Raw genomic sequence first — 21886 nt, 5'->3', positions numbered from 1 at the left:
TAAGAGTTACAGCAAACCTGCGCTTTTCAGCGCGTCTTCCACAACCCGTTTAGCCGGGTCAGTCAGTGGGGTCATTGGCAGACGCAGAGTGTCATTCGCCATTAATCCCAGCTTCTTCGCGGCCCATTTCACCGGAATTGGGTTTGCTTCTACAAATAAATGCTGATGCAACGGCATCAAGCGCTGATTCAAACGGCGTGCCTCTGCAAAGTTACCCTGTGCCGCCAAGGCACAAAGTTCGGCCATTTCGCGCGCAGCAATGTTTGCCGTCACCGAAATAACACCTTTGCCGCCCAGTTGCATAAAGTCCAGTCCGCTCGCATCGTCACCACTGAGCAGGATGAAATCTTCATCATCAACCAGCACTTGGATCTGACTAACCCGACTTAAGTTCCCTGTTGCTTCTTTAACAGCAACAATATTTTTAATCTTAGCTAAGCGAGCAATGGTCGGCGGTAACATATCGCAACCGGTACGCGAAGGCACATTATAGAGAATTTGGGGTAAATCGGTACTTTCAGCAATCGCTTTGAAGTGTTGATACAACCCTTCCTGCATTGGCCGATTATAATATGGCGTGACAGTCAAACACCCCACTACGCCGGTATTATTAAACCGTTGTGTGAGAGAAATTGCTTCGGAGGTGGCATTAGCGCCGGTTCCGGCAATAACTGGGATGCGGCCATCGGCCAATTCGAGCGTCTGCATGACCACATCAACATGTTCGTCATGGTTCAGTGTTGCAGACTCACCCGTTGTGCCCACGGAGACAATCGCCGCCGTACCACTGGCCACATGGTAATCAATAAGTTTCTTCAGGCTTGCACGATCGACCACACCTTGGTCGTCCATCGGCGTTACCAGTGCAACTATGCTTCCTGTAAACATTGGACTTCCCGTAAACATTGCCCACCCCCTCCTTAAACAAGTTACTCATGGTACTTTTGACCTCTATCCAAAAGCAAGCAAACAACTGTGTTGTAAGCGCTTGGCAGCAGGTTTTTTTTATGTTTACCATGGTAACCCCAAAGAGCATGACAGGAAGAGCGATTTTGCCGCAGCTTGATGAACATTATCTGGTCATTACCGCACTGGGTGCTGACCGCCCAGGAATCGTGAATACCATCACCCGCCATGTCAGTAGCTGCGGTTGTAATATTGAAGATAGCCGGCTGGCAATGTTCGGTGAGGAGTTCACATTTATTATGCTGCTTTCAGGCAGTTGGAATGCGATTACCCTACTGGAGTCGACCTTGCCACAACGAGGGGCAGAGCTTGATTTGCTGATTGTGATGAAGCGCACCAACGCTCAGGGCCAAAAAGCGATGCCTGCCACGGTATGGGTAAAAGTTGAAGTCAATGACTCCCCCCATATTATCGAACGGTTTACCAACTTGTTCCATTGCCACAATATGAATATTGCAGAGTTGGTTTCCAAGACTCAACCGGCTGAAGGCGGCAATCCCCCTCGGTTACATATCCAGATTAGTGCGCACAGTCCCGCCAGCCAAAACAGTTCGATAATTGAACACGCTTTTTATCAGCTATGTACAGAACTCAACGCACAAGGCAGTATTAGCGTTGTGAACTATCCACAGCATGACTCACGAATGGAGAGTTAATAATGAGCCCATTGAAAGCCGGTGATATAGCGCCGAAGTTTAGTTTGCCAGACCAGGATGGCGAGCACATTAGTTTGGCCGACTTCCAGGGACAACGTGTCTTGGTCTACTTCTACCCTAAAGCCATGACACCTGGCTGTACTGTTCAGGCCTGTGGTCTGCGCGACAACATGGATGAATTGAAGAAAGCAGGTGTCGAAGTGCTCGGTATTAGCACCGATAAACCTGAAAAGCTGTCACGTTTTGCCGAAAAAGAGCTACTGAATTTCACATTGTTGTCTGATGAAGATCATCAGGTCGCAGAGCAATTTGGTGTCTGGGGCGAAAAAAGCTTTATGGGTAAAACCTATGACGGTATCCACCGTATCAGTTTCTTAATTGATGCGGACGGTAAGGTGGAGCATGTATTTGATAATTTCAAAACCACCAACCACCACGAAATTGTAATGGATTACTTGCGCCAAAGTGCCTGAGTCATCACACACTGGCCTTGGCCGAAAGTTGCAAAAAAAGAGCGCTCAAGCGCTCTTTTTTATTCGTCATATCTTCATATACTCTAAATAATTCGAGTTGCAGGAAGGCGGCAACTAAGTGAAGCCCCAAGAGCTTACATAAGTAAGTGACTGGGGTGAACGAAGGCAGCCAACGCAGATGCAGCTTGAAGTATGACGAGTATAAGTTAATCTGCGTCGGGGATAAACTCCTCCGGCCAGGCATGAATAACCGCTTTCACCAGCGTAGCTAACGGGATAGCAAAAAATACCCCCCAAAAGCCCCACATGCCGCCAAAAATGATCACTGACAGAATAATCACCAATGGATGCAGGTTTACGGCCTCTGAGAACAGTACCGGCACCAGCAAGTTGCCATCCAGCCCTTGTACTACCAGATAGGCGATAAAAAGTGTCCAGAAATCCGCCCCAACCCCCCACTGGAATAATGCCACCAGCACTACTGGAATAGTGACAATCACGGCACCAATATAAGGAATCAGTACCGAGAAGCCGACTAACACCGCCAATAACAGCGCGTAATTCATACCCATAACAAAGAACACTAAATACGTGGCGATGCCAACAATCACCATCTCCAATACTTTGCCACGAATATAGTTGGTTATCTGCTGGTTCATTTCCAGCCAGACTTGCCCAGCCAGACCACGATTACGTGGTAAAATACGCCGCACCGCATTCAGCATCTGCTCTTTATCTTTGAGCAGGAAAAACAGCATCAGTGGCACCAGAATCAGATAAATTGCTAATGTCAGTAAACCTATCAATGAAGCAAGAGAGATTTTAACCACTGACTCCCCCATCCCCGACAGCTTGCTTCGCAGATTTTCCGCCATCATATCGACAATGCCAGCATCCACCAGCGCGGGGTAACGCGAAGGCAACGTCTGAGCAAATGCATTGAATTTATTGAGCATTTTCGGCATATCTGATATCAGATTATTGCCCTGTTGCCACACCGTAGGCGCCACAACAAATACAGCCAGGAGTGTGATACCACCGAAAATCACCAGCACGATACTGGCAGCCCAAGGACGCGAACAACCAATACGCTGTAATCGGGCGGTTGGCCATTCTAACAAATACGCCAACACGATCGCCGCCAGCAGAGGAGCCAAAATGCCACTAAAGAAGTAGAGAATGCAGAATCCAACCAACAGAATAACCAATAAAGCGATAACCTGCGGGTCGGTAAAACGCCGACGATACCACTGTAACAACAGCTCTAGCATCCGTAATTGCTCCTTAAGTACCATGAGAGAACGACAAATTGGTCGTCCCCTTTAACCGCCCCGACACGCAGGGACATAACCCGAAGGTAAATTGTTCTCGTCAGACGTTCCCTTATCTCCCCATGCTGGCTAAGATAGTTGCGAGCCTCAGCAACGGATGTTGAGCTTAACCTTTGACGTATTTGATGCTATTTATGAGATCTTACCCAATAGATTTCAAGATGCGGGAAGGCGGCAAGCAAGAGAACCCCGATGAGCTTACACCTGCAATTTGAAAGATGACGGGTATAACCCGCTTTCGTGATGATTGTACTGGAGAGCAGAGCAAGGAAGAAGAACTCTTACACATCTCGGAGTCTAATTGTCATTACATTAGCAAGGGCAGCCTCATTTATGACTTATCGGTTAACTAAAACAGGTCGGTTAAGTAAGACAATGATCGCCACACTACTCAGTAGCTTGCTGCTCACTGGCACTATACCAGCCAGCGCTGAGACGCAAGATCTGCTGCCCGATATTGGCACCTCTGCGGGTGCCACACTGAGTATCGATCAGGAAAATGCAATGGGGGATTTTTATGTCCGCCAAATGCGCGCCAGCACACCGCTGATTTATGATCCGCTATTGACCCAATATATCAATACGCTGGGTAATCGGCTGGTCGCCAATGCCTACTCGGTACGAACCCCGTTTCATTTCTATTTAGTGAATAACGATCAGATTAACGCCTTTGCTTTCTTCGGTGGCAATGTGGTGCTCCACTCTGCCCTGTTCCGCTATACCGAGAACGAAAGTGAATTGGCATCCGTATTAGCGCATGAAATATCCCATGTGACTCAACGCCATCTGGCGCGCGCGATGGAAGAGCAGCAACGAATGGCGCCGCTGACGTGGGTCGGGGTATTAGGTTCTATTCTGTTAACCATGGCCAGCCCACAAGCGGGGATGGCAGGTTTGAGCGGCACGTTAGCAGGCGCTCAACAGGGCGTCATCAGCTTTACTCAAGGCAACGAACAGGAAGCTGACCGTATAGGTATTCAGGTATTGCAACGCTCCGGGTTTGATCCGCAGGCCATGCCTAATTTCCTGCAAAAACTGGCCGATCAGTCACGATATGCGTCAAAGCCACCGGAAATGCTGCTAACTCACCCCTTACCGGATAGCCGTTTATCTGATGCGCGTAACCGCGCTAATCAGATGAAACCGCACCCTATCACGTCATCACAAGATTACTTATTCGCCAAAGTTCGTATTCTGGGCATGTATGGTTCAACTGAAAACAGCCTCACACCAGACCTGCTGGAAAAATTGAGTAAAGGCACAGTGCGCGAGCAACTGGCGGCTAAATACGGTCAAGCCATTTTGTGGTACCAGGCCAAAAAGTACGATGAAGCTCGCAATCAGTTACAACCCCTGTTAGCGCAGCAACCAGGCAATATTTGGTTCCTTGATTTGATGACTGATATCGATCTGGGGCAAAACAAAACAGCCGCCGCCATTGCCCGCCTGCAAGCGGCAGCCGCTAAACAAAATGATGAGCCGGTGTTGCAATTGAATCTGGCCAACGCGTATGTTCAGGGCGGGCAACCGGCGGCAGCGGTCAAGATACTCAACCGTTACACCTTTGCTAATCCAAACGACCCTAATGGTTGGGATTTGTTAGCCCAGGCGGCCGCTGCACTGGGTTTACGCGATCAGGAGCTGGCTGCTCGGGCAGAGAGCCTGGCCTTGAGTGGTAAATTGCCGCAGGCCATTGGCCTGCTCAGCGATGCCAGCGCCCGGGTGAAATTGGGGAGCCTGGAACAAGCGCGTTATGATGCACGCATTGACCAGTTGCGCCAGCTAGATAAGCGCTTCCAGAAATACCAGAAGTCTTAAGGAAATTTATCATGAAAGATGTCACGTTTTATCATAACCCACGCTGCTCCAAAAGTCGGGAAACACTCGCACTGGTTGAACAGCAGGGTATTCAACCACAGGTCATATTATATTTAGACCACCCACCGTCAGTAGCGGGGTTAAAAGTGTTACTGCAACAACTCGGCTTTCATGACGCCCGGCAGCTTATGCGTACCAAAGAAGATCTCTACAAAACACTGAATTTGGCAGATGAGGCACTAACGCAGGATCAGTTGCTACAAGCAATGAGCGATAACCCAAAACTGATCGAGCGCCCGATTGTAGTTTATAACGGCCAGGCACGCATCGGCCGTCCGCCAGAGCAGGTACTTGAGATTTTACAGTAACTTGATTGCACCCCATGATTGAACGCTGCGTATCGAAGCGAGGCCAATGGATGGGCCGGGTAACCCACGCAGCGCCCCCTACCACTTGGCAAAGGAAGGGGATTAAAGGCTAAGGGTTTCTTTTACAAAAGGAATGGTGAGCTTACGCTGGGCGGTGATAGAGGCCCGATCAAGTTGATCCAGGGTCATAAATAGTGTGCGCATTTCCCGATCCAACCGTTTTAGCAAGAAACGGCCAACGTCCTCAGGTAATTCAAAACCACGTAATTTGGCACGTAACTGTAATGCCTGCAATTTCTCATCATCTGACAACGGCTGCAATTTATAGATCTGCCCCCAATCCAGGCGCGAGGCCAAATCAGGCAAACCGAGATTTAACTGCCGTGGTGGGCGATCACCGGTAATCAATAAACGGGTACGGCCAGTTTCAACAATGCGGTTATAGAGATTAAATATCGCCATTTCCCACTGCTCATCACCCGCAATACACTCAATGTTATCAATACACACCAGCGCCAATTGCTCCATACCATCCAGCACTTCGGGCACAAAATAAGCGCGTTTATCAAGCGGGACGTAGCCTACCGCCTCACCTTTTTGCGATAACTCTGCACAAGCGGCATGTAATAGATGGCTCCGGCCACCGCCTTCGCGCGACCAAAAATAGATATAACTGCCGTGGGACTGATGAACCGTGGACTGGATCGCCGCTAACAGGGACGGGTTCTCCCCCGGATAAAAACTGGCGAAAGTTTCATCATCGGGAAGATAGAGTGGCAGTGAAAGCTGTGCCGGCGTATTCAGAAGCACCTCAACCAACAAAACGGGCGGGAAAACGTGGCAAGCTTACCACAAAAATTAACAACAGCATAAAAACCTGATCTAGAGCGAAAAACTGGCCGAACCCACAATAACCGCGCGGCCAGATATCACTTTTTATTGCGCCGATATTAACGCGCGGACTCGTCTTCCTGAGCGTCAATAATCTCTTCTTCAGGGCGAATCAGACTGATCACTTTAAACAGCAGACTCAAGCCAATCCCCACAACCGTTGCCAAAGCCATGCCTTTCAGTTCGGTTGCGCCAATGTTCACTTTCGCGCCACTCACCCCGATGATCAGGATAACAGAGGTTAAGATCAGGTTTTGTGCTTTGTTATAGTCAACTTTTGACTCAATCAACACACGGATACCTGATGCGGCAATAACACCGTACAACAGCAGTGAGACACCGCCCATTACCGGCACCGGCACCGCTTGGATCGCAGCGGCCAATTTACCGATACAAGACAGCATGATCGCCAGAATCGCAGCACCACCGATCACCCAAGTACTGTAAACACGGGTGATCGCCATAACACCGATATTCTCACCATACGTGGTATTGGGGGTTGAGCCAAAGAAGCCGGAAATCACCGTCGAAATACCATTGGCAAACATCGAGCGATGCAAACCAGGGTCACGAATCAAATCTTTTTTCACGATATTAGCAGTGACCACCAAGTGACCGATATGTTCAGCAATAACCACCAGCGCCGCAGGCAAGATGGTCAAAATAGCGAACCATTCAAAACGTGGGGTATAAAACGTCGGTAAGGCAAACCAATGGGCCTGACTAATTGGGGTTAAATCAACCACCCCCATCACGAATGACAAAGCATAGCCAACCAACACACCAATCAAGATAGGGATAATGGCGAAGAAGCCACGGAACAGCACCGATCCCAGAATAGTTACCCCTAACGTCACCATTGAAATGATGATAGTGGTTGAATCTACTGTCACACCTTGGGCGGGCAATAATCCGGCCATACCCGCGGCAACGCCAGCTAACTCAAGGCCGATAACGGCAACAATCGCCCCCATCGCCGCGGGCGGGAACAGCACATTCAGCCAACCCGTCCCGGCTTTTTTCACAATCAGCGCCACCAGACAAAACAGCACGCCGCACATGATAAAGCCACCCAAGGCAACTTCGTATCCCAAAGGTAATAACAGCAGTACCGGTGAGATAAACGCAAAACTTGAACCGAGGTAAGCCGGGATCTTTCCCTTACAAATGAACAGATAGAGCAAGGTTCCGATACCGTTGAACAGCAGCACCGTCGCCGGGTTAATTTTAAACAGAATAGGAACTAAAACGGTGGCACCAAACATGGCGAACAAATGTTGAAAACTCAGGGGGATCGTCTGGAGCAGCGGTGGACGCTCGCTGACACCGATGGTGCGACGGCTCATTTCTCTATCCTCTTAATGGTGTGTTTAAAAATGATTTTGCTAAAAGTTATTCAAAAAAAAGCCGACTATCGAGTCGGCTATCATCAGTTATTTTGTTCCGAAAATCTTATCCCCGGCATCACCCAAACCAGGGATGATGTAACCGTGTTCGTTCAGGCACTGATCGATGGCGGCGGTATACAGCTCTACGTCTGGATGCGCTTCTTCCAGCGCTTTGATACCCTCCGGTGCGGCAACCAATACCAACACTTTAATGCTCTGGCAGCCCGCCTTCTTCAGCAAATCGATAGTCGCAATCATCGAACCACCGGTTGCCAGCATAGGGTCAACAACCAACGCCATACGTTCGTTGATATCGGCAACCAGTTTCTGGAAATACGGTACCGGTTTTAATGTTTCTTCATCACGATAGACACCCACCACGCTGATGCGGGCACTCGGTATGTTCTCCAACACCCCTTCCATCATACCTAAACCGGCACGTAGAATCGGCACCACCGTAATTTTCTTACCTTTAATCTGCTCAATCTCTACCGGCCCGTTCCAACCCTCGATGGTAACTTTCTCAGTTTCCAGATCGGCGGTTGCCACGTAAGTCAGCAAACTCCCTACTTCAGACGCTAACTCGCGAAAACGCTTCGTGCTGATATCATTCTCACGCATCAAACCAAGTTTATGTTTTACTAGCGGGTGTTTCACCTCAACGATCTTCATTATTTTTCTCCTGGTTAGGCGGTTGACGGCCAAAAAAATCGCGAGATTATACCGCCTTTTTTTTTGAACGCCACAATGAATAGCCTGATTCAGATCAATAGAAAATCAATCTTAAGTCAAGAAAGCTAAAAATCAGCGTGATATCACAAGCTACTCGCAAACGTTTGCCTGCGCTGTTAGAATTATCGCGTTTTATTCCTAATACCCAAAATAATTGGAGTTGCAGGTAGGCAGCAAGCGAACACATCTCGATAAGCTCACTCAAGTAAGTGATTCGAGTAAGTGAACGGTGCTAACCCTGCGGCTTCAAGGATGAAGGGATAAGCTCAAACAGCCAACCGCCGTGGGGACCTCGCAGTGACCAACAAAACCTCTCTCAGCTATAAAGACGCAGGCGTAGATATCGATGCCGGTAATGACCTTGTTGATCGCATAAAAGGTGTGGTTAAACAGACTCGTCGCCCAGAAGTGATGGGTGGATTGGGCGGGTTCGGTGCCCTGTGTGCTTTGCCGCAAAAATACCGTGAACCTATTTTAGTCTCAGGCACCGACGGCGTGGGCACTAAGCTGCGCCTGGCGATGGACCTGAAACGTCACGATACCATTGGTATCGATTTAGTAGCTATGTGTGTCAATGACCTGGTGGTTCAGGGTGCTGAACCGCTGTTCTTCCTTGACTACTTTGCTACCGGTAAACTGGATGTGGAGACTGCCGCCAGTGTGATTACCGGTATCGCCGAAGGGTGTAAACAATCAGGTTGTGCACTGGTTGGCGGCGAAACCGCAGAAATGCCGGGGATGTACCACGGTGAAGATTATGACGTTGCCGGTTTCTGCGTTGGTGTAGTTGAAAAGTCTGAAATCATTGATGGCAGCAAAGTGACACCGGGTGATGCGTTGGTTGCCTTAGGTGCCAGCGGCCCACACTCCAATGGTTATTCACTGGTACGCAAAATTCTGGAAGTCAGCAATACCAATCCTGAGCAAACTCAGTTGGGCGGTAAATCACTGGCTGACCATTTGCTTGAACCGACCAAAATCTACGTTAAATCCATTCTCAGCCTGATTGAGCAGCTTGATATTCATGCTATTGCTCACCTGACTGGCGGCGGCTTCTGGGAAAACATCCCACGGGTATTACCCGCAGGGACTCAAGCGGTTATCGACGAAGCTAGCTGGCAGTGGCCCGCGGTATTTAGTTGGTTGCAGCAAACCGGCAATGTCAGCCGCCACGAAATGTATCGCACCTTTAACTGCGGTGTCGGCATGGTGGTTGTGCTCCCAGCAGAACTGGCTGATATTGCCGTTGAGTTACTGACTGCATCCGGTGAGAAAGCCTGGAAAATCGGTGTGATTGCTGCGGCGACTGACGGTGCAGAGCAAGTAATCATCAATCCATAACATTGCTGACTCAACCTGCAGCTTCAAGTACGAAGGGTATATGAAAAAGATCGTGGTTTTGCTCTCCGGCCAGGGCAGTAATCTACAAGCGTTGATCGACGCCCAACAACAAGGGCGTATTTCAGGCACCATCAGTGCCGTATTCAGTAATAACCCTGATGCTTATGGGTTGGAACGTGCTGAATTGGCGGGTATTCCCCACCATGCAGTGGATGCCAAGTCCTATGCTGACCGCGCCAGTTTTGATTTGGCATTGGCGCAAGCCATTGACCACTATCAACCTGATTTACTGGTGTTAGCCGGTTATATGCGCATTCTCAGTGCGGAGTTTGTTCAGCACTATGCTGGCCGGATGTTAAATATCCATCCGTCACTGTTGCCGAAATACCCTGGTCTGCACACTCATCGTCAGGCACTGGAAAACGGTGATCAAGAGCATGGCACCTCGGTGCATTTCGTTACTGAAGAGCTGGACGGCGGCCCGGTTATTCTGCAAGCCAAAGTACCGATTTTTAGTGAGGATAGCGAAGAGGATGTGGTCGAAAGAGTACAAACTCAGGAGCACAGTATTTATCCGTTGGTGGTGAGTTGGTTTACCGATGGCCGTCTTGCTATGCGTGATAATGCAGCTTGGCTGGATGGTAAACGCTTACCTGCGCAAGGCTACGCGGCTGAATAAAACAAGTTAATAAATATTGATTAAAGGCGCGGCCAGTTATGGTTAGCGCCTTTTTTAATTCCCCTGTGCTTACCTCTTGTGCTAATAGTATAATTTTTAAGGCAGCAACCGCTGTCGCCAATGAGGAATAAGCATGTCTACCACTAACAGCGTCAGGTTACGCCCACTAGAACGGGATGACTTGCCGTTTGTTCACCAGTTAGATAACAATGCCAGCGTGATGCGCTATTGGTTTGAAGAGCCTTACGAGGCCTTTGTTGAACTGTCTGATCTGTATGATAAACATATTCATGACCAGAGTGAGCGCCGCTTTATTATTGAAAGCCAGGGGACAAAAGTCGGTCTGGTTGAGTTAGTTGAAATTAACCATATTCACCGCCGTGCTGAGTTTCAGATAATTATCGACCCGGCTCATCAAGGTAAAGGCCATGCAGGTACCGCCGCAAGACTGGCGATGGAATATGGTTTTTCGGTACTGAATTTGTACAAACTTTATCTGATTGTTGATAAAGAAAATCAAAAAGCCATCCATATCTATACAAAATTAGGCTTTGAAATAGAGGGTGAATTAAAGCAAGAGTTCTTTATCAATGGTGAATACCGTACTGTAATTCGTATGTGCATTTTCCAGCCACAATATTTGGCTAAATATAAAACACCATCGATAAAGAGTGCTTAATCCGCTGGGGCCAGTTCAGTTGGCCCCAATATCAATTCAACATATTCAGATTGAATGATCGGTAACTGTTTCACTGGATAGCGCCCTATTAGGAACAGATAACAAACGACACAACCCGCCACTAAGTTAAACACGATTTCACGCCAACAACGATAATAATGAAAAATCTTCTTTTAGCACCCAAGCTATCACGTTTTGCTTAAATATATGGCTTGAGTTATCCGTGGATTCCCGGCACGCATGATAAGAATAGATAATACCAATCACGTCATCTTCGGTTAGCTCCCCATGGTGGCTGGCATAGGCTGAAATGAGTGCTTTCAAATAGAAGAAATCTATGGCTTGTAGATTAAATACCGTGACAGCCGCTTGATCATCCCCCATCGCCAATTGGTCATGATGAATGCGGAACATAAAATAATTGCGCCATACCGACGGGTGTTTGGTAAAAAAGGGCAAGGCATATTGTTGCCATGCATTGTTTAGTTGTTGTTTATTGTGATTTTGCCCAACCAAATCATTAGTGGCGTAGCTCAGCAACGGTTGAGCATAAGCCGCCAGCATATTTCGCCCCCGAATATCAGCCAGTTGTGCAATAAAATCAGCCAAATAATTTAATAGTTCATCACTGATAGCCGGAGCTATCTTCATCGCTGCCAGTTCATGGGCTGCTTGCCCTGCCGTCATAGTGGCGATAAGTTCAGTGCGCAGGTTGTCTATCTCAACCATTTTAATTTTATTCACGTCATCCCAGGCTTGATAGTTCTGTAAAAAACAATTTATCGCCCAAAGATTTTCTTCAATATTCGGTTGCTGACTGGCTGCAATTGCCGCGCAAGCGCGGTTAACCAACCGCTCTTCAATAACAATATCCGGCGCTTTGTAATAGTCATATTGGTTGATAGTAGAAAAACGCAACGTTAGCGCATCATCGGAAAATAGCACCTGCCGGGTTACCTCAGGGCAAGACAATGACATGCTTTTGATTTTCTGATTTTTATAAACATGCTCAACGCGGGGGAACGTTGCACAACTGTGACTCAACGCATGAGCACCGGCATGTTTGTGAATTTGACATAACCGTTGTTCATCAAGAAAGGGGCAATTCCCCTGACTATCTGGGTGAATATTGGCCCAAGAGGCAAGGCTGGCTTGAGTAACCGAAATCTGGTTAATGGCAATGCGTTTAATTTCTGCGTAAGGGCTTTTAATGTATTTTTGATAACGATTTCTATCAAGCGTGACATTTTGGCCTTTGCAGCAGTGTTCGCGACAGGCGGTGCCGACACAACTAAATGTTTCCATAAAATCAGGCTGAGTTATCAATAGCTCTTTCACTTAACGCTTCCATTCAATAGTCACCTAAATAACGAGCGGCACATGAAAGTGTAAACTTAAATCGCAATTGATAAATAAAGCGAACACCTTAGAAGCTGACTGTACTGACGCTAAATGCTCAACCGTAACGCCCGGTGATATAATCTTCCGTCCGGCGCTGGTGTGGCGACGTGAACAACGCATCGGTATCGTTATATTCCACCAGGCTCCCCTGATGAATGAAGGCGGTATAATCCGAGACCCGCGCCGCCTGCTGCATATTATGGGTAACCAGCACTACGGTATATTGCTGTTTGAGTGTGGTTATCAACTCTTCGATGGTTAGAGTGGATATTGGGTCCAGAGCGGATGTTGGCTCATCGAGCAATAACACCTCAGGTTCAATAGCAATGGCTCTGGCGATGACCAGGCGCTGCTGTTGACCACTGGAGAGACGAAAGGCATTTTCCCGCAACCGGTCCTTCACTTCATGCCACAATGCGGCAGCCCGCAATGAGCGCTCAACAGCATCATCAAGCACCCGACGGTCACGAATCCCCTGCAAACGCAGGCCATATACCACATTCTCATAAATTGATTTGGGGAATGGGTTGGGCCGCTGAAACACCATGCCAACCCGCCGACGCAATGCGGCAACGTCAGTGGTTTTATCGGTGATAATTTCACCACCGAGCCGGATTTCACCCTCAAAATGACAGCTATCCAGCAAATCATTCATGCGGTTAAAACAGCGCAATAATGTAGATTTACCACAACCGGACGGACCAATCAGCGCGGTAACACGGTGTTTAGGCACATTAAATGAAATATCGTGCAATACCTGTTTATCGCCATAAAACAAATTGAGCTTTTCGACTGCCAGCGCCGTTTGTTCATCGGTCAATTGCTGCACATTAAGCAGCGGCAGTGAATCCGGCGTCAAAAGTCCCATATTTCGTCCTGTGGGTTAAAAAGTTCAGTCACAACAATAAACCTCGGTATTTTTCACGCAAATGATGGCGAATACCAATAGCGGCTAAATTAAGCCCGACCACAATGATCACCAGCAGCAGAGCTGTGGCAAAGACTAATGGGCGAGCCGCTTCCACATTCGGGCTTTGAAATGCCATATCGTATATCTGGAAGCTCAAATGCATGAACTTACGTTCTAAATGCAAAAACGGGAAGATACCATCGACCGGCAAGACTGGCGCTGATTTCACCACCCCTACCAGCATCAGCGGTGCGGTTTCCCCCGCAGCACGTGCCACCGCCAAGATAAGCCCGGTTATCATCGCTGGTGCCGCCATCGGCAACACAATATGCCACAATGTCTCGGCCTTAGTGGCTCCCAGCGCTTGCGAGCCTTGCCGCAAGCTGGCCGGAATGCGCGATAGCCCCTCCTCGGTGGCAACAATCACCACTGGCAACGTCAGCAACGCTAGCGTTAACGCCGCCCACAACACCCCTGGAGTACCGAATGTCGGGTTGGGAAGCGCCTCAGGATAAAATAGCTTATCCAGTGAACCCCCTATCAGATAGACAAAGAAACCGAGGCCAAATACGCCATAAACAATCGAGGGCACCCCGGCCAAATTCACCACGGAAATACGAATCATGCGGGTCAGCCAGTTTTTACCTGCATATTCATGTAAATACACCGCTGCAATCACCCCTAATGGCATGACCACGATGGACATGAGTATCACCATCAATACCGTGCCAAAAATAGCCGGGAACACACCGCCCTCGGTATTGGCATTGCGCGGATTATCGGTCAAGAACTTCTGGGTTTGTGCCGCCCAATGGCGTAGTTTCTGCCCAAAAGTCATGTCATTGGGGTACCAGGCGTGGTTAATCTGGCTAAGTGATAGTGGATGAATTTGCCCATTCATATCCCGCAATAACAACGTGTAGCGGCTTTGCTCGGTTTGTAGCCCGCGTAATGTATCCATCATGGTTTGATGGCTACGTTGCAATTCGCCCCACTCCGCCGCGATACGGTCCTGTGATTTACTGTCCAGGTCGCCATGCATTTGCAGCCGTTTTTTCTCTAGCCGCAACGCCTCAAACTGTTGATTAAGCATATTCATCTGGCGGAACTGAATATCCTTCGACTGCCTGACCAGACTTTGTATCACAGGAATACGTTTTAGCAGTTCCTGAGCCAAATCATTGCCCACTAAAGGTTGGCCGTTATCCAACATGCCGGCGAGGAAGCCGTATGCCGTGCCATTGTTCTGGCGATCCAGCACCAGCAGATCTTTAGGCAAAGTGCGTTGCTGGATATCACTGTCCAGCAGGCGGTGGAAATCCTGGCCCTGAATCTCGCGGTTACCGGTTTTAATCAAATAGCGGGTTACGGTTTCACCGGCCTGCGGTGGCAACATCACTCCGGCTTGTTCTAATTGCTGACGTGACAACGTCTGCTGTTGATAAATTTCGCCAATCATGTTGACCGGCCCTGCTGCTGTTTGCTTAAGCTCAAACAGATAGACCGGGGCTGGCCAGAAATATCGCATCCCTTGGCCTGCCAACAATAATATGATCCCAAGCAACGCCAGCAGGCTGATACTGACAGCACCGGCGGTCAGCCAGATCCACGGGGAACCGGATGCCAACCACTTTTTGCTCACGCCAGAGACTTTAGGCTCAATGTTCATCACGCCGTCCGCTCCATCTGATAGCGTTCACGCAATCGCAGACGAATCGCCTCTGCCAGTGTATTGACCAAAAATGTGAAGCAAAACAGTACCAGTGCAGTCAGGAATAGCACCCGATAGTGGCCGCTCCCGACGACTGCTTCCGGCATCTCGATAGCGATATTGGCCGCCATTGCCCGTAACCCCTGAAAAATGCTGCCATCAATAATGGGTGTATTGCCGGTCGCCATGAGTACAATCATGGTTTCCCCCACTGCGCGGCCAAAACCAATCATCAGTGCAGAGAAAATACCGGCATAAGCTGAGGGCAAGACGACCCGAGTTAACGTCTGCCACGGGGTCGCCCCCAGTGCCAATGAGCCTTGGCTGAGTGACGGCGGCACACTGAATAGTGCATCTTCTGCCAGCGAAAAGATGACCGGGATCAGCGCAAACCCCATAGCAATCCCCACCACCAGCGCATTACGTTGGGAGTAGTTGTCACCCAACCACTCATGTAATGGTACCCCTAGCGCCCATACCGATAGCTGTGGGCCCAACCACAAGGCGAACCAACCGGTCAACAGGATAACTGGCAGTAACACAATCACGTCCCAGCCTGCAGGCAGCCGCCACTGTAGCATTGGCGCCAAACGAGCACTCCCCCAGCCACACAGTAAAATGGTCAACGCCAACAGCGGCGGAAGTAGCAAGATCCCCGTCAGATAATGTTCAATCACCGGTGCCAACCAAATACCGGCAATCAAACCTATCACCACTGTTGGAAATGCGCCCATCATCTCAATGGCCGGTTTAACCACCCGCCGCAAACCTGCCGACATAAAGTAGGCAGTATAAATTGCCCCAGCCAAGGCCAATGGAATAGCAAACAACATGGCATAGGCGGCCGCCTTTAGTGTGCCGAAAATAATCGGTACCAGGCTGAATTTAGCCTGATAGCTCTCTTCAGCCGAGCTGGATTGCCAAACATAGGCTGGCTCAGGGTAATTTTCATACCACACCCGTTGCCACAGGCTACGCCAGCTAATATCTGGATAGCGGTTGTCCAATTGGTAAGCAGACCAACCGGCAGCATTCTCAAGCAGCAAGCTATCGCCCCAAGGGGAGAATGCGGCGTGGGTAACACCCTTGGCTAATTTATGTTGCAGTAAAGGCATTGACTGGATACTGGAGAAGAGTGATAGCTCGCCTTGTGGCGATAGTGAGGCAAATACCCGACGCCCATTTTCAGTGGTCAGTAAGCCCTTACCCGCCGGAGTGAAACTGCGTATGCGCGTCAAGTGAAATTGATTGTCTGGTGCTTTGCGCACATCAAACCATTGGCTTATTACACCGTTTGGCAATTGTACGAGTAACGACTTGCCCCCCGACAATAAAGATAGAGTCAATGGCCCATCGGACGCATGCTGGTCATCCAGTAGCGACACAACCTCACGCAATTTTAATTCCGGGCCGAATTGATAGATAAACAACTGGTAACCGGATAACAGATAGATCAAACGCCCGTCTGGCGCTAATAACAGCTGATCGACTGTTTTCGGCACCCCCGTCAGTTCGGTGACCTGCTGCCCTTGGGCAGTAAACTCCCCTGCCAACAAGCGGCCATCATCGGTAACGGCGGCAATGGTAAACTGCTGTGATTGCGGTTCAGCCAGCACCAAATGCTGTAAGCGGTGACCTTTCAAATCCATAAAACGCGGCGACTCACCCAGCGGAAATTGCCAGCGTGGCGGTGTAGCTGAAAAATCGGGTTGCAGTAGTATCAGGCGACCATTGCTCAGGCCAACGCCATACAACGGTTGCCCACCGGCGGCCCGGCTGATTGAATCCGGTGGCGGCGACAATCGCTGTTCGCTTATCAGACTACCGGCGGGGGACGCCCCCTGCGCATTGAGCCGAATAAAATAACCATTGCCCTGATTATCAATGCGATAACCTACCTGCCCTTGAATATCAACGCCAAGCACTGCCGTCGGCGCACTACGAGTGACAGCGAACTGATTATGCAAACTGATGGAGGCCGGTTTAAACAATGGCAATACGGCATACAATAAATAAACGAAAATCAGCATAAGTGTCAGCAACACGAACAAGCCGCTACCCGTCACCGCCATGTGTACCAAACGATCAATGACAGCCCGGCGCTTATCTCTCCCTGATGGTGTTGCTCTGCCTGCTCGCTGCATACTCTTCGATTGCCCCATGCCCCGTTTACTATTATCAATCCAAGCGTATATCTATACAGCCAGATGACCGAGCATCTTATGTCACTTTTGTGGCGTTTGCATGACAATGTTTTCTACTCACCATCTTTCAAACCCGTCGCTGACTGACCTGTCTGTTCCATATCGCCTTTGCGCAGTTAAAGTCTGTTAGATAGCGGTTTAACAAACAAAGTTAACTAATGATATCTGTTGGACTTTCTTGTCAATCTTTCGCAATAATGATTGAGGACACTAAATACTCCCACAATAATCTTACTGGAGTTGCAATGGGTCAGGAAAAGCTCTACATCGAAAAAGAACTTAGCTGGTTATCTTTTAATGAGCGGGTATTGCAGGAAGCAGCGGATAAGAGCAATCCACTCATCGAGCGGATGCGATTTCTTGGTATTTACTCCAATAATTTGGATGAGTTCTATAAAGTTCGCTTTGCCGATCTGAAACGGCGCATTTTGATCAGCGAGGAGCAAGGCTCTGCCGTCACCTCCCGCCATCTGCTGAAAAAAATTCAGAGCAAAGTGGTAAAAGCCGATCAAGAGTTTGACGGGTTATATAATGATCTTTTGCTGGAGATGGCACGTAATCAGATCTTCCTGATTAATGAGCGGCAAATTTCCGAAAATCAGCAAGCCTGGCTAAAGCTCTATTTTAAACAGCATCTGCGCCAACATATTACGCCGATCCTGATTAACCATGACACCAATCTGGTACAGTTCCTAAAAGACGATTACACCTATCTGGCTGTGGAAATTATCCGGGGTCAGGAAATTGCTTATGCCCTGTTGGAAATCCCATCAGATAAAGTTCCGCGCTTTGTCAATTTGCCACCAGAAGCACCTCGCCGCCGCAAGCCAATGATATTACTTGATAATATATTGAGATATTGCCTCGATGAGATTTTCAAAGGCTTCTTTGATTACGACGCGCTAAACGCCTACTCGATGAAGATGACCCGTGATGCCGAATATGATTTGGTCACAGAAATGGAATCCAGCCTGCTGGAGCTAATGTCGTCGAGCCTGAAACAGCGCCTAACGGCAGAACCGGTGCGTTTTGTTTACCAGCGCGATATGCCCAATGAGATGGTGGAGTTACTGCGCAACAAGCTGGGTATCTCGAATGATGACTCGGTTATTGCAGGTGGTCGTTACCATAATTTCAAAGATTTTATCAGCTTCCCAAATGTGGGCAAAAGCAATCTGGTTAACCGGCCAATGCCACGTCTGCGCCACATCTGGTTTGATAAATTCCGCAACGGCTTTGACGCTATCCGTGAACAGGATGTCCTGCTGTACTACCCTTATCACACCTTTGAACACGTATTGGAATTACTGCGTCAAGCCTCATTCGATCCCAGCGTATTGGCGATTAAAATCAATATTTATCGGGTCGCCAAGGATTCGCGCATTATCGAATCCATGATCCATGCCGCCCATAACGGTAAGAAAGTCACGGTAGTGGTGGAGTTACAGGCGCGCTTTGATGAAGAAGCCAATATCCATTGGGCCAAAAGCCTGACAGCCGCCGGTGTACACGTTATTTTCTCAGCACCTGGTCTGAAGATCCACGCCAAATTATTCCTGATTTCCCGCCTTGAAGGTGAGGAGATCGTGCGCTATGCCCATATTGGTACCGGTAACTTTAACGAGAAAACCGCCCGAATCTATACCGACTACTCATTACTGACCGCTGATGCCCGTATTACCAATGAAGTGCGGCGGGTATTTAACTTTATCGAAAATCCTTATCGCCCAGTCAAGTTTGATAATCTGATGGTGTCACCGCAGAACTCACGCTTAATGTTGTATCAATTGATTGATCAGGAAATTATTCATGCTCAGGCTGGAGAAAGCGCCGGTATCACCCTGAAGATAAATAATTTAGTAGATAAAGGTCTGGTAGATAGGTTATATAGCGCCTCCAGTGCTGGGGTAAAAATCCGATTATTGGTCCGTGGCATGTGCTCGTTAATCCCTAATATACCGGGGATCAGCGATAATATTCAGGTTACCAGCATTGTTGACCGTTTCTTAGAACATGACCGGGTCTACGTTTTCGAGAATAAAGGCGACAAATTGGTGTATCTCTCTTCCGCTGACTGGATGACCCGTAACATTGATTACCGTATTGAAGTCGCGGTCTCATTGCTGGACCCGAAATTAAAACAACGGGTGCTAGATATTTTAGAGCTGTTATTCAACGACACGGTAAAAGCCCGTTATATTGATAAAGAACTGAGTAATCGTTATGTACCGCGTGGTAATAGGCGCAAAGTACGTGCACAGATTGCCATCTATGATTATTTAAAAGCGCTGGAACAACCAGACGCATCGAGCTAAAACTATGCCGCTATCCAACAGTTCATCGACCGCAAAGCCGCAGGAAATTGCAGCTATTGATTTGGGTTCTAACAGTTTCCATATGGTCATTGCCCGGGTTGTTAACGGCGCGCTACAGGTTTTAGGTCGCCTAAAGCAGCGCGTACACCTGGCTGATGGTTTGGACCACAATAACATGCTTAGCGAAGAAGCCATCGAACGGGGTTTAGCCTGTTTGGCGCTGTTTGCAGAACGCTTGCAGGGTTTCTCACCAGACAATGTGTGTATTGTGGGCACCCATGCACTGCGACAAGCCGCTAACGCAGAGATTTTCCTTAAGCGGGCGGCAGCGGTTATTCCGTATCCAATAGAAATCATTTCCGGCCAGGAAGAGGCCCGTCTAATTTTTATGGGCGTCGAACACACTCAGCCAGAGAAAGGCCGTAAGCTGGTCATTGATATTGGTGGTGGTTCAACAGAGTTAGTTATTGGTGAAGATTTTGAGCCACTGTTGGTAGAGAGCCGCCGTATGGGGTGTGTGAGCTTTGCCCAGCAATTCTTCCCACACGGTGAGATAAGTAAGACCAATTTCAAACGTGCCCGTCTTGCGGCGGCACAGAAACTGGAAAACCTGGCATGGCAATACCGCATTCAGGGGTGGCAATACGCGCTGGGGGCATCCGGTACCATTAAGGCCACCTATGAAGTGTTGGTGGAGATGGGCGAAAAAGACGGTTTGATAACACCGGAGCGCCTCGAAATGCTGGTTGAGCAAGTTTTGCAATTCAAACACTTCTCAGCCCTGAGTCTGCCGGGATTATCAGAAGATCGTCAGTCGGTATTTTTACCCGGTCTGGCTATCTTGTGCGGTGTCTTTGATGCGTTAGCAGTCAAAGAGTTACGCTTATCCGATGGCGCGCTGCGTGAGGGCGTGCTGTATGAGATGGAAGGCCGTTTCCGCCATCAGGATATTCGTCAGCGCACGGCAAAAAGCCTGGCTGAGCACTACAATATTGACCGTGAACAAGCCCACCGAGTGCTGGAAACAACTGAACAACTTTATACTCAGTGGTTAGCGCAGAACACCAAGTTAGTGCAGCCGCAGCTTGAAGCGTTGTTGAAATGGGCGGCAATGTTACATGAAGTGGGTCTGAGTATTAATCACAGCGGGATGCACCGCCATTCTGCCTATATTCTGCAGAACACCAACTTGCCGGGCTTTAATCAGGAGCAACAACTGCTGTTGGCGACGTTGGTTCGCTTGCATCGTAAAGGCATTAAGTTGGATGAATTACCGCGTTTGAATTTATTCAAGAAAAAGTATTACTTACCGTTAATTCAGTTATTACGTCTGAGTACATTACTGAATAATCAGCGTCAGTCGACTACCACGCCGGAGAGTCTGCGGTTGATAACTGACGATAGCCATTGGATATTACGTTTCCCCGCTGGTTATTTGGCACAAAATAATCTGGTGCAACTGGATTTTGAGCGTGAGCAGGCATATTGGGATGATGTCGTCGGTTGGAAGTTGATTATTGACGAAGAAGAGCCAGAAGTGGTGGATGTGGTTGCCGCCAACGAGTGATCAGAATGAGTCCCGATGAGCTGACTCTCGTCAGTGATTCGGGTGACAAATCTGTTGGGAACAGATTTGAACGCTGCTTGCAGCGGCCTCAACGAGGCGAGGCCCATGGATGGGACGAGTAGTGAGAGCAGCTAACATTAATTGTGACAAACACTGCTGCAACGCCAAGAGCGAAGGGTAGGAAGGTAAATGATGAGAAGACGGCCAACAGCACAGCTAACAAAAATAATCCTACTGGTGAGCTTTCTCATTCTGTTTGGCCGTTTATTGTATGCGGCGATCGCGTCTATTTCCCATCACCAGGAGCGCAGGCAATCACAGCAGCTTGAACTCACGGTAGAGGGCGAACCACTGGGGCCACATGAGGACGATCTCAGCCCCTAGATGTTTTGTCGTTAATGTTTTAGTGCCTATCCCTACGACTTCAGGGGCAAAGGGTCGATTTCGAATTAAGGA

The 21886-nt window shown here is 48.7% G+C and carries 19 protein-coding genes; 10 read left to right on the top strand and 9 right to left on the bottom strand.

Annotated elements, in window-relative coordinates; all coding sequences use genetic code 11:
* Positions 1-6: 6 nt before the first annotated feature.
* On the bottom strand, positions 7-888 hold the full coding sequence (gene dapA, locus A6J67_RS09575; protein WP_005183919.1) for a 4-hydroxy-tetrahydrodipicolinate synthase: 882 nt from the start codon (positions 886-888) through the stop codon (positions 7-9).
* A gap of 164 nt (positions 889-1052) precedes the next feature.
* Between dapA and A6J67_RS09570 the strand changes: the two genes are divergently transcribed.
* Both A6J67_RS09570 and bcp read left to right on the top strand, forming a co-directional pair.
* Positions 1053-1622 (top strand): glycine cleavage system transcriptional repressor, encoded by a 570-nt coding sequence (locus A6J67_RS09570; protein ID WP_032906018.1) that lies wholly within the window; start codon positions 1053-1055, stop codon positions 1620-1622.
* Positions 1623-1624: 2 nt separating this feature from the next.
* Positions 1625-2095 carry a thioredoxin-dependent thiol peroxidase gene (bcp, locus tag A6J67_RS09565; RefSeq protein WP_005183922.1) on the top strand — a complete coding sequence of 157 codons (471 nt, stop codon included), beginning with the start codon at positions 1625-1627 and terminating at the stop codon, positions 2093-2095.
* A 206-nt stretch (positions 2096-2301) separates the two neighbouring features.
* Here the strand turns inward: bcp and A6J67_RS09555 are convergent, their stop codons facing one another.
* Positions 2302-3366, bottom strand: coding sequence for an AI-2E family transporter (locus A6J67_RS09555; protein ID WP_032905988.1), 1065 nt, complete (start codon positions 3364-3366; stop codon positions 2302-2304).
* Between the two features lie 435 nt (positions 3367-3801).
* Here A6J67_RS09555 and A6J67_RS09550 point away from each other — a divergent pair, with 435 nt between their 5' ends.
* Entirely contained in the window at positions 3802-5244 is a 1443-nt protein-coding gene (locus tag A6J67_RS09550) for a tetratricopeptide repeat protein (protein ID WP_080608148.1), read from the top strand.
* A gap of 11 nt (positions 5245-5255) precedes the next feature.
* Positions 5256-5612, top strand: a complete 357-nt coding sequence (gene arsC / locus A6J67_RS09545) for an arsenate reductase (glutaredoxin) (protein ID WP_042568399.1) — start codon at positions 5256-5258, stop codon at positions 5610-5612.
* A gap of 102 nt (positions 5613-5714) precedes the next feature.
* Here arsC and hda read toward each other — a convergent pair whose 3' ends face one another.
* From hda to upp, 3 genes are all read right to left on the bottom strand, one after another.
* On the bottom strand, positions 5715-6422 hold the full coding sequence (hda, locus tag A6J67_RS09540; protein WP_032906019.1) for a DnaA inactivator Hda: 708 nt from the start codon (positions 6420-6422) through the stop codon (positions 5715-5717).
* A gap of 140 nt (positions 6423-6562) precedes the next feature.
* Positions 6563-7849: a uracil permease gene (uraA, locus tag A6J67_RS09535; protein WP_005183953.1), complete on the bottom strand. Its 1287-nt coding sequence runs from the start codon at positions 7847-7849 to the stop codon at positions 6563-6565.
* 87 nt (positions 7850-7936) lie between these two features.
* Positions 7937-8563, bottom strand: coding sequence for a uracil phosphoribosyltransferase (gene upp / locus A6J67_RS09530; protein ID WP_005183956.1), 627 nt, complete (start codon positions 8561-8563; stop codon positions 7937-7939).
* Between the two features lie 357 nt (positions 8564-8920).
* Here upp and purM point away from each other — a divergent pair, with 357 nt between their 5' ends.
* The 3 genes from purM to speG all read left to right on the top strand — a co-directional run bounded on the left by purM (position 8921) and on the right by speG (position 11322).
* Positions 8921-9964 carry a phosphoribosylformylglycinamidine cyclo-ligase gene (gene purM / locus A6J67_RS09525; RefSeq protein ID WP_005183961.1) on the top strand — a complete coding sequence of 348 codons (1044 nt, stop codon included), beginning with the start codon at positions 8921-8923 and terminating at the stop codon, positions 9962-9964.
* A 40-nt stretch (positions 9965-10004) separates the two neighbouring features.
* Positions 10005-10643: a phosphoribosylglycinamide formyltransferase gene (gene purN, locus A6J67_RS09520; protein ID WP_005183963.1), complete on the top strand. Its 639-nt coding sequence runs from the start codon at positions 10005-10007 to the stop codon at positions 10641-10643.
* A gap of 133 nt (positions 10644-10776) precedes the next feature.
* Positions 10777-11322 (top strand): spermidine N1-acetyltransferase, encoded by a 546-nt coding sequence (gene speG / locus A6J67_RS09515; protein WP_005183966.1) that lies wholly within the window; start codon positions 10777-10779, stop codon positions 11320-11322.
* A 138-nt stretch (positions 11323-11460) separates the two neighbouring features.
* On the opposite strand, the gene fliB is transcribed toward speG, so the two are convergent.
* The 4 genes from fliB to A6J67_RS09495 all read right to left on the bottom strand — a co-directional run bounded on the left by fliB (position 11461) and on the right by A6J67_RS09495 (position 17488).
* Positions 11461-12660, bottom strand: a complete 1200-nt coding sequence (fliB, locus tag A6J67_RS09510) for a flagellin lysine-N-methylase (protein WP_074010341.1) — start codon at positions 12658-12660, stop codon at positions 11461-11463.
* Positions 12661-12778: 118 nt separating this feature from the next.
* The gene (gene pstB / locus A6J67_RS09505; RefSeq protein ID WP_005183969.1) at positions 12779-13591 is read right to left on the bottom strand and encodes a phosphate ABC transporter ATP-binding protein PstB; all 813 of its coding nucleotides are present in this window, start codon (positions 13589-13591) and stop codon (positions 12779-12781) included.
* 28 nt (positions 13592-13619) lie between these two features.
* Complete coding sequence (gene pstA, locus A6J67_RS09500) at positions 13620-15302, bottom strand: phosphate ABC transporter permease PstA (RefSeq protein WP_050073531.1); 1683 nt, start codon at positions 15300-15302, stop codon at positions 13620-13622.
* Positions 15302-17488 (bottom strand): ABC transporter permease subunit, encoded by a 2187-nt coding sequence (locus A6J67_RS09495; protein WP_080608147.1) that lies wholly within the window; start codon positions 17486-17488, stop codon positions 15302-15304. The genes pstA and A6J67_RS09495 overlap by 1 nt, the downstream gene beginning before the upstream one ends.
* A 305-nt stretch (positions 17489-17793) precedes the next feature.
* On the opposite strand from A6J67_RS09495, the gene ppk1 reads away from it, so the two are divergent.
* From ppk1 to A6J67_RS09480, 3 genes are all read left to right on the top strand, one after another.
* Complete coding sequence (gene ppk1 / locus A6J67_RS09490) at positions 17794-19863, top strand: polyphosphate kinase 1 (protein WP_005183973.1); 2070 nt, start codon at positions 17794-17796, stop codon at positions 19861-19863.
* 4 nt (positions 19864-19867) lie between these two features.
* Positions 19868-21430 carry an exopolyphosphatase gene (gene ppx, locus A6J67_RS09485; protein ID WP_005183975.1) on the top strand — a complete coding sequence of 521 codons (1563 nt, stop codon included), beginning with the start codon at positions 19868-19870 and terminating at the stop codon, positions 21428-21430.
* 192 nt (positions 21431-21622) lie between these two features.
* Positions 21623-21814: a YfgG family protein gene (locus tag A6J67_RS09480; protein WP_032906020.1), complete on the top strand. Its 192-nt coding sequence runs from the start codon at positions 21623-21625 to the stop codon at positions 21812-21814.
* Positions 21815-21886 lie beyond the last annotated feature (72 nt).

It is taken from the genome of Yersinia sp. FDAARGOS_228, from assembly GCF_002073315.2.
GTDB classification, from domain to species: domain Bacteria; phylum Pseudomonadota; class Gammaproteobacteria; order Enterobacterales; family Enterobacteriaceae; genus Yersinia; species Yersinia intermedia.
The sequence above is the reverse complement of the archived record's forward strand: the minus strand, read 5'-3'. Positions and strand labels throughout refer to the sequence as shown.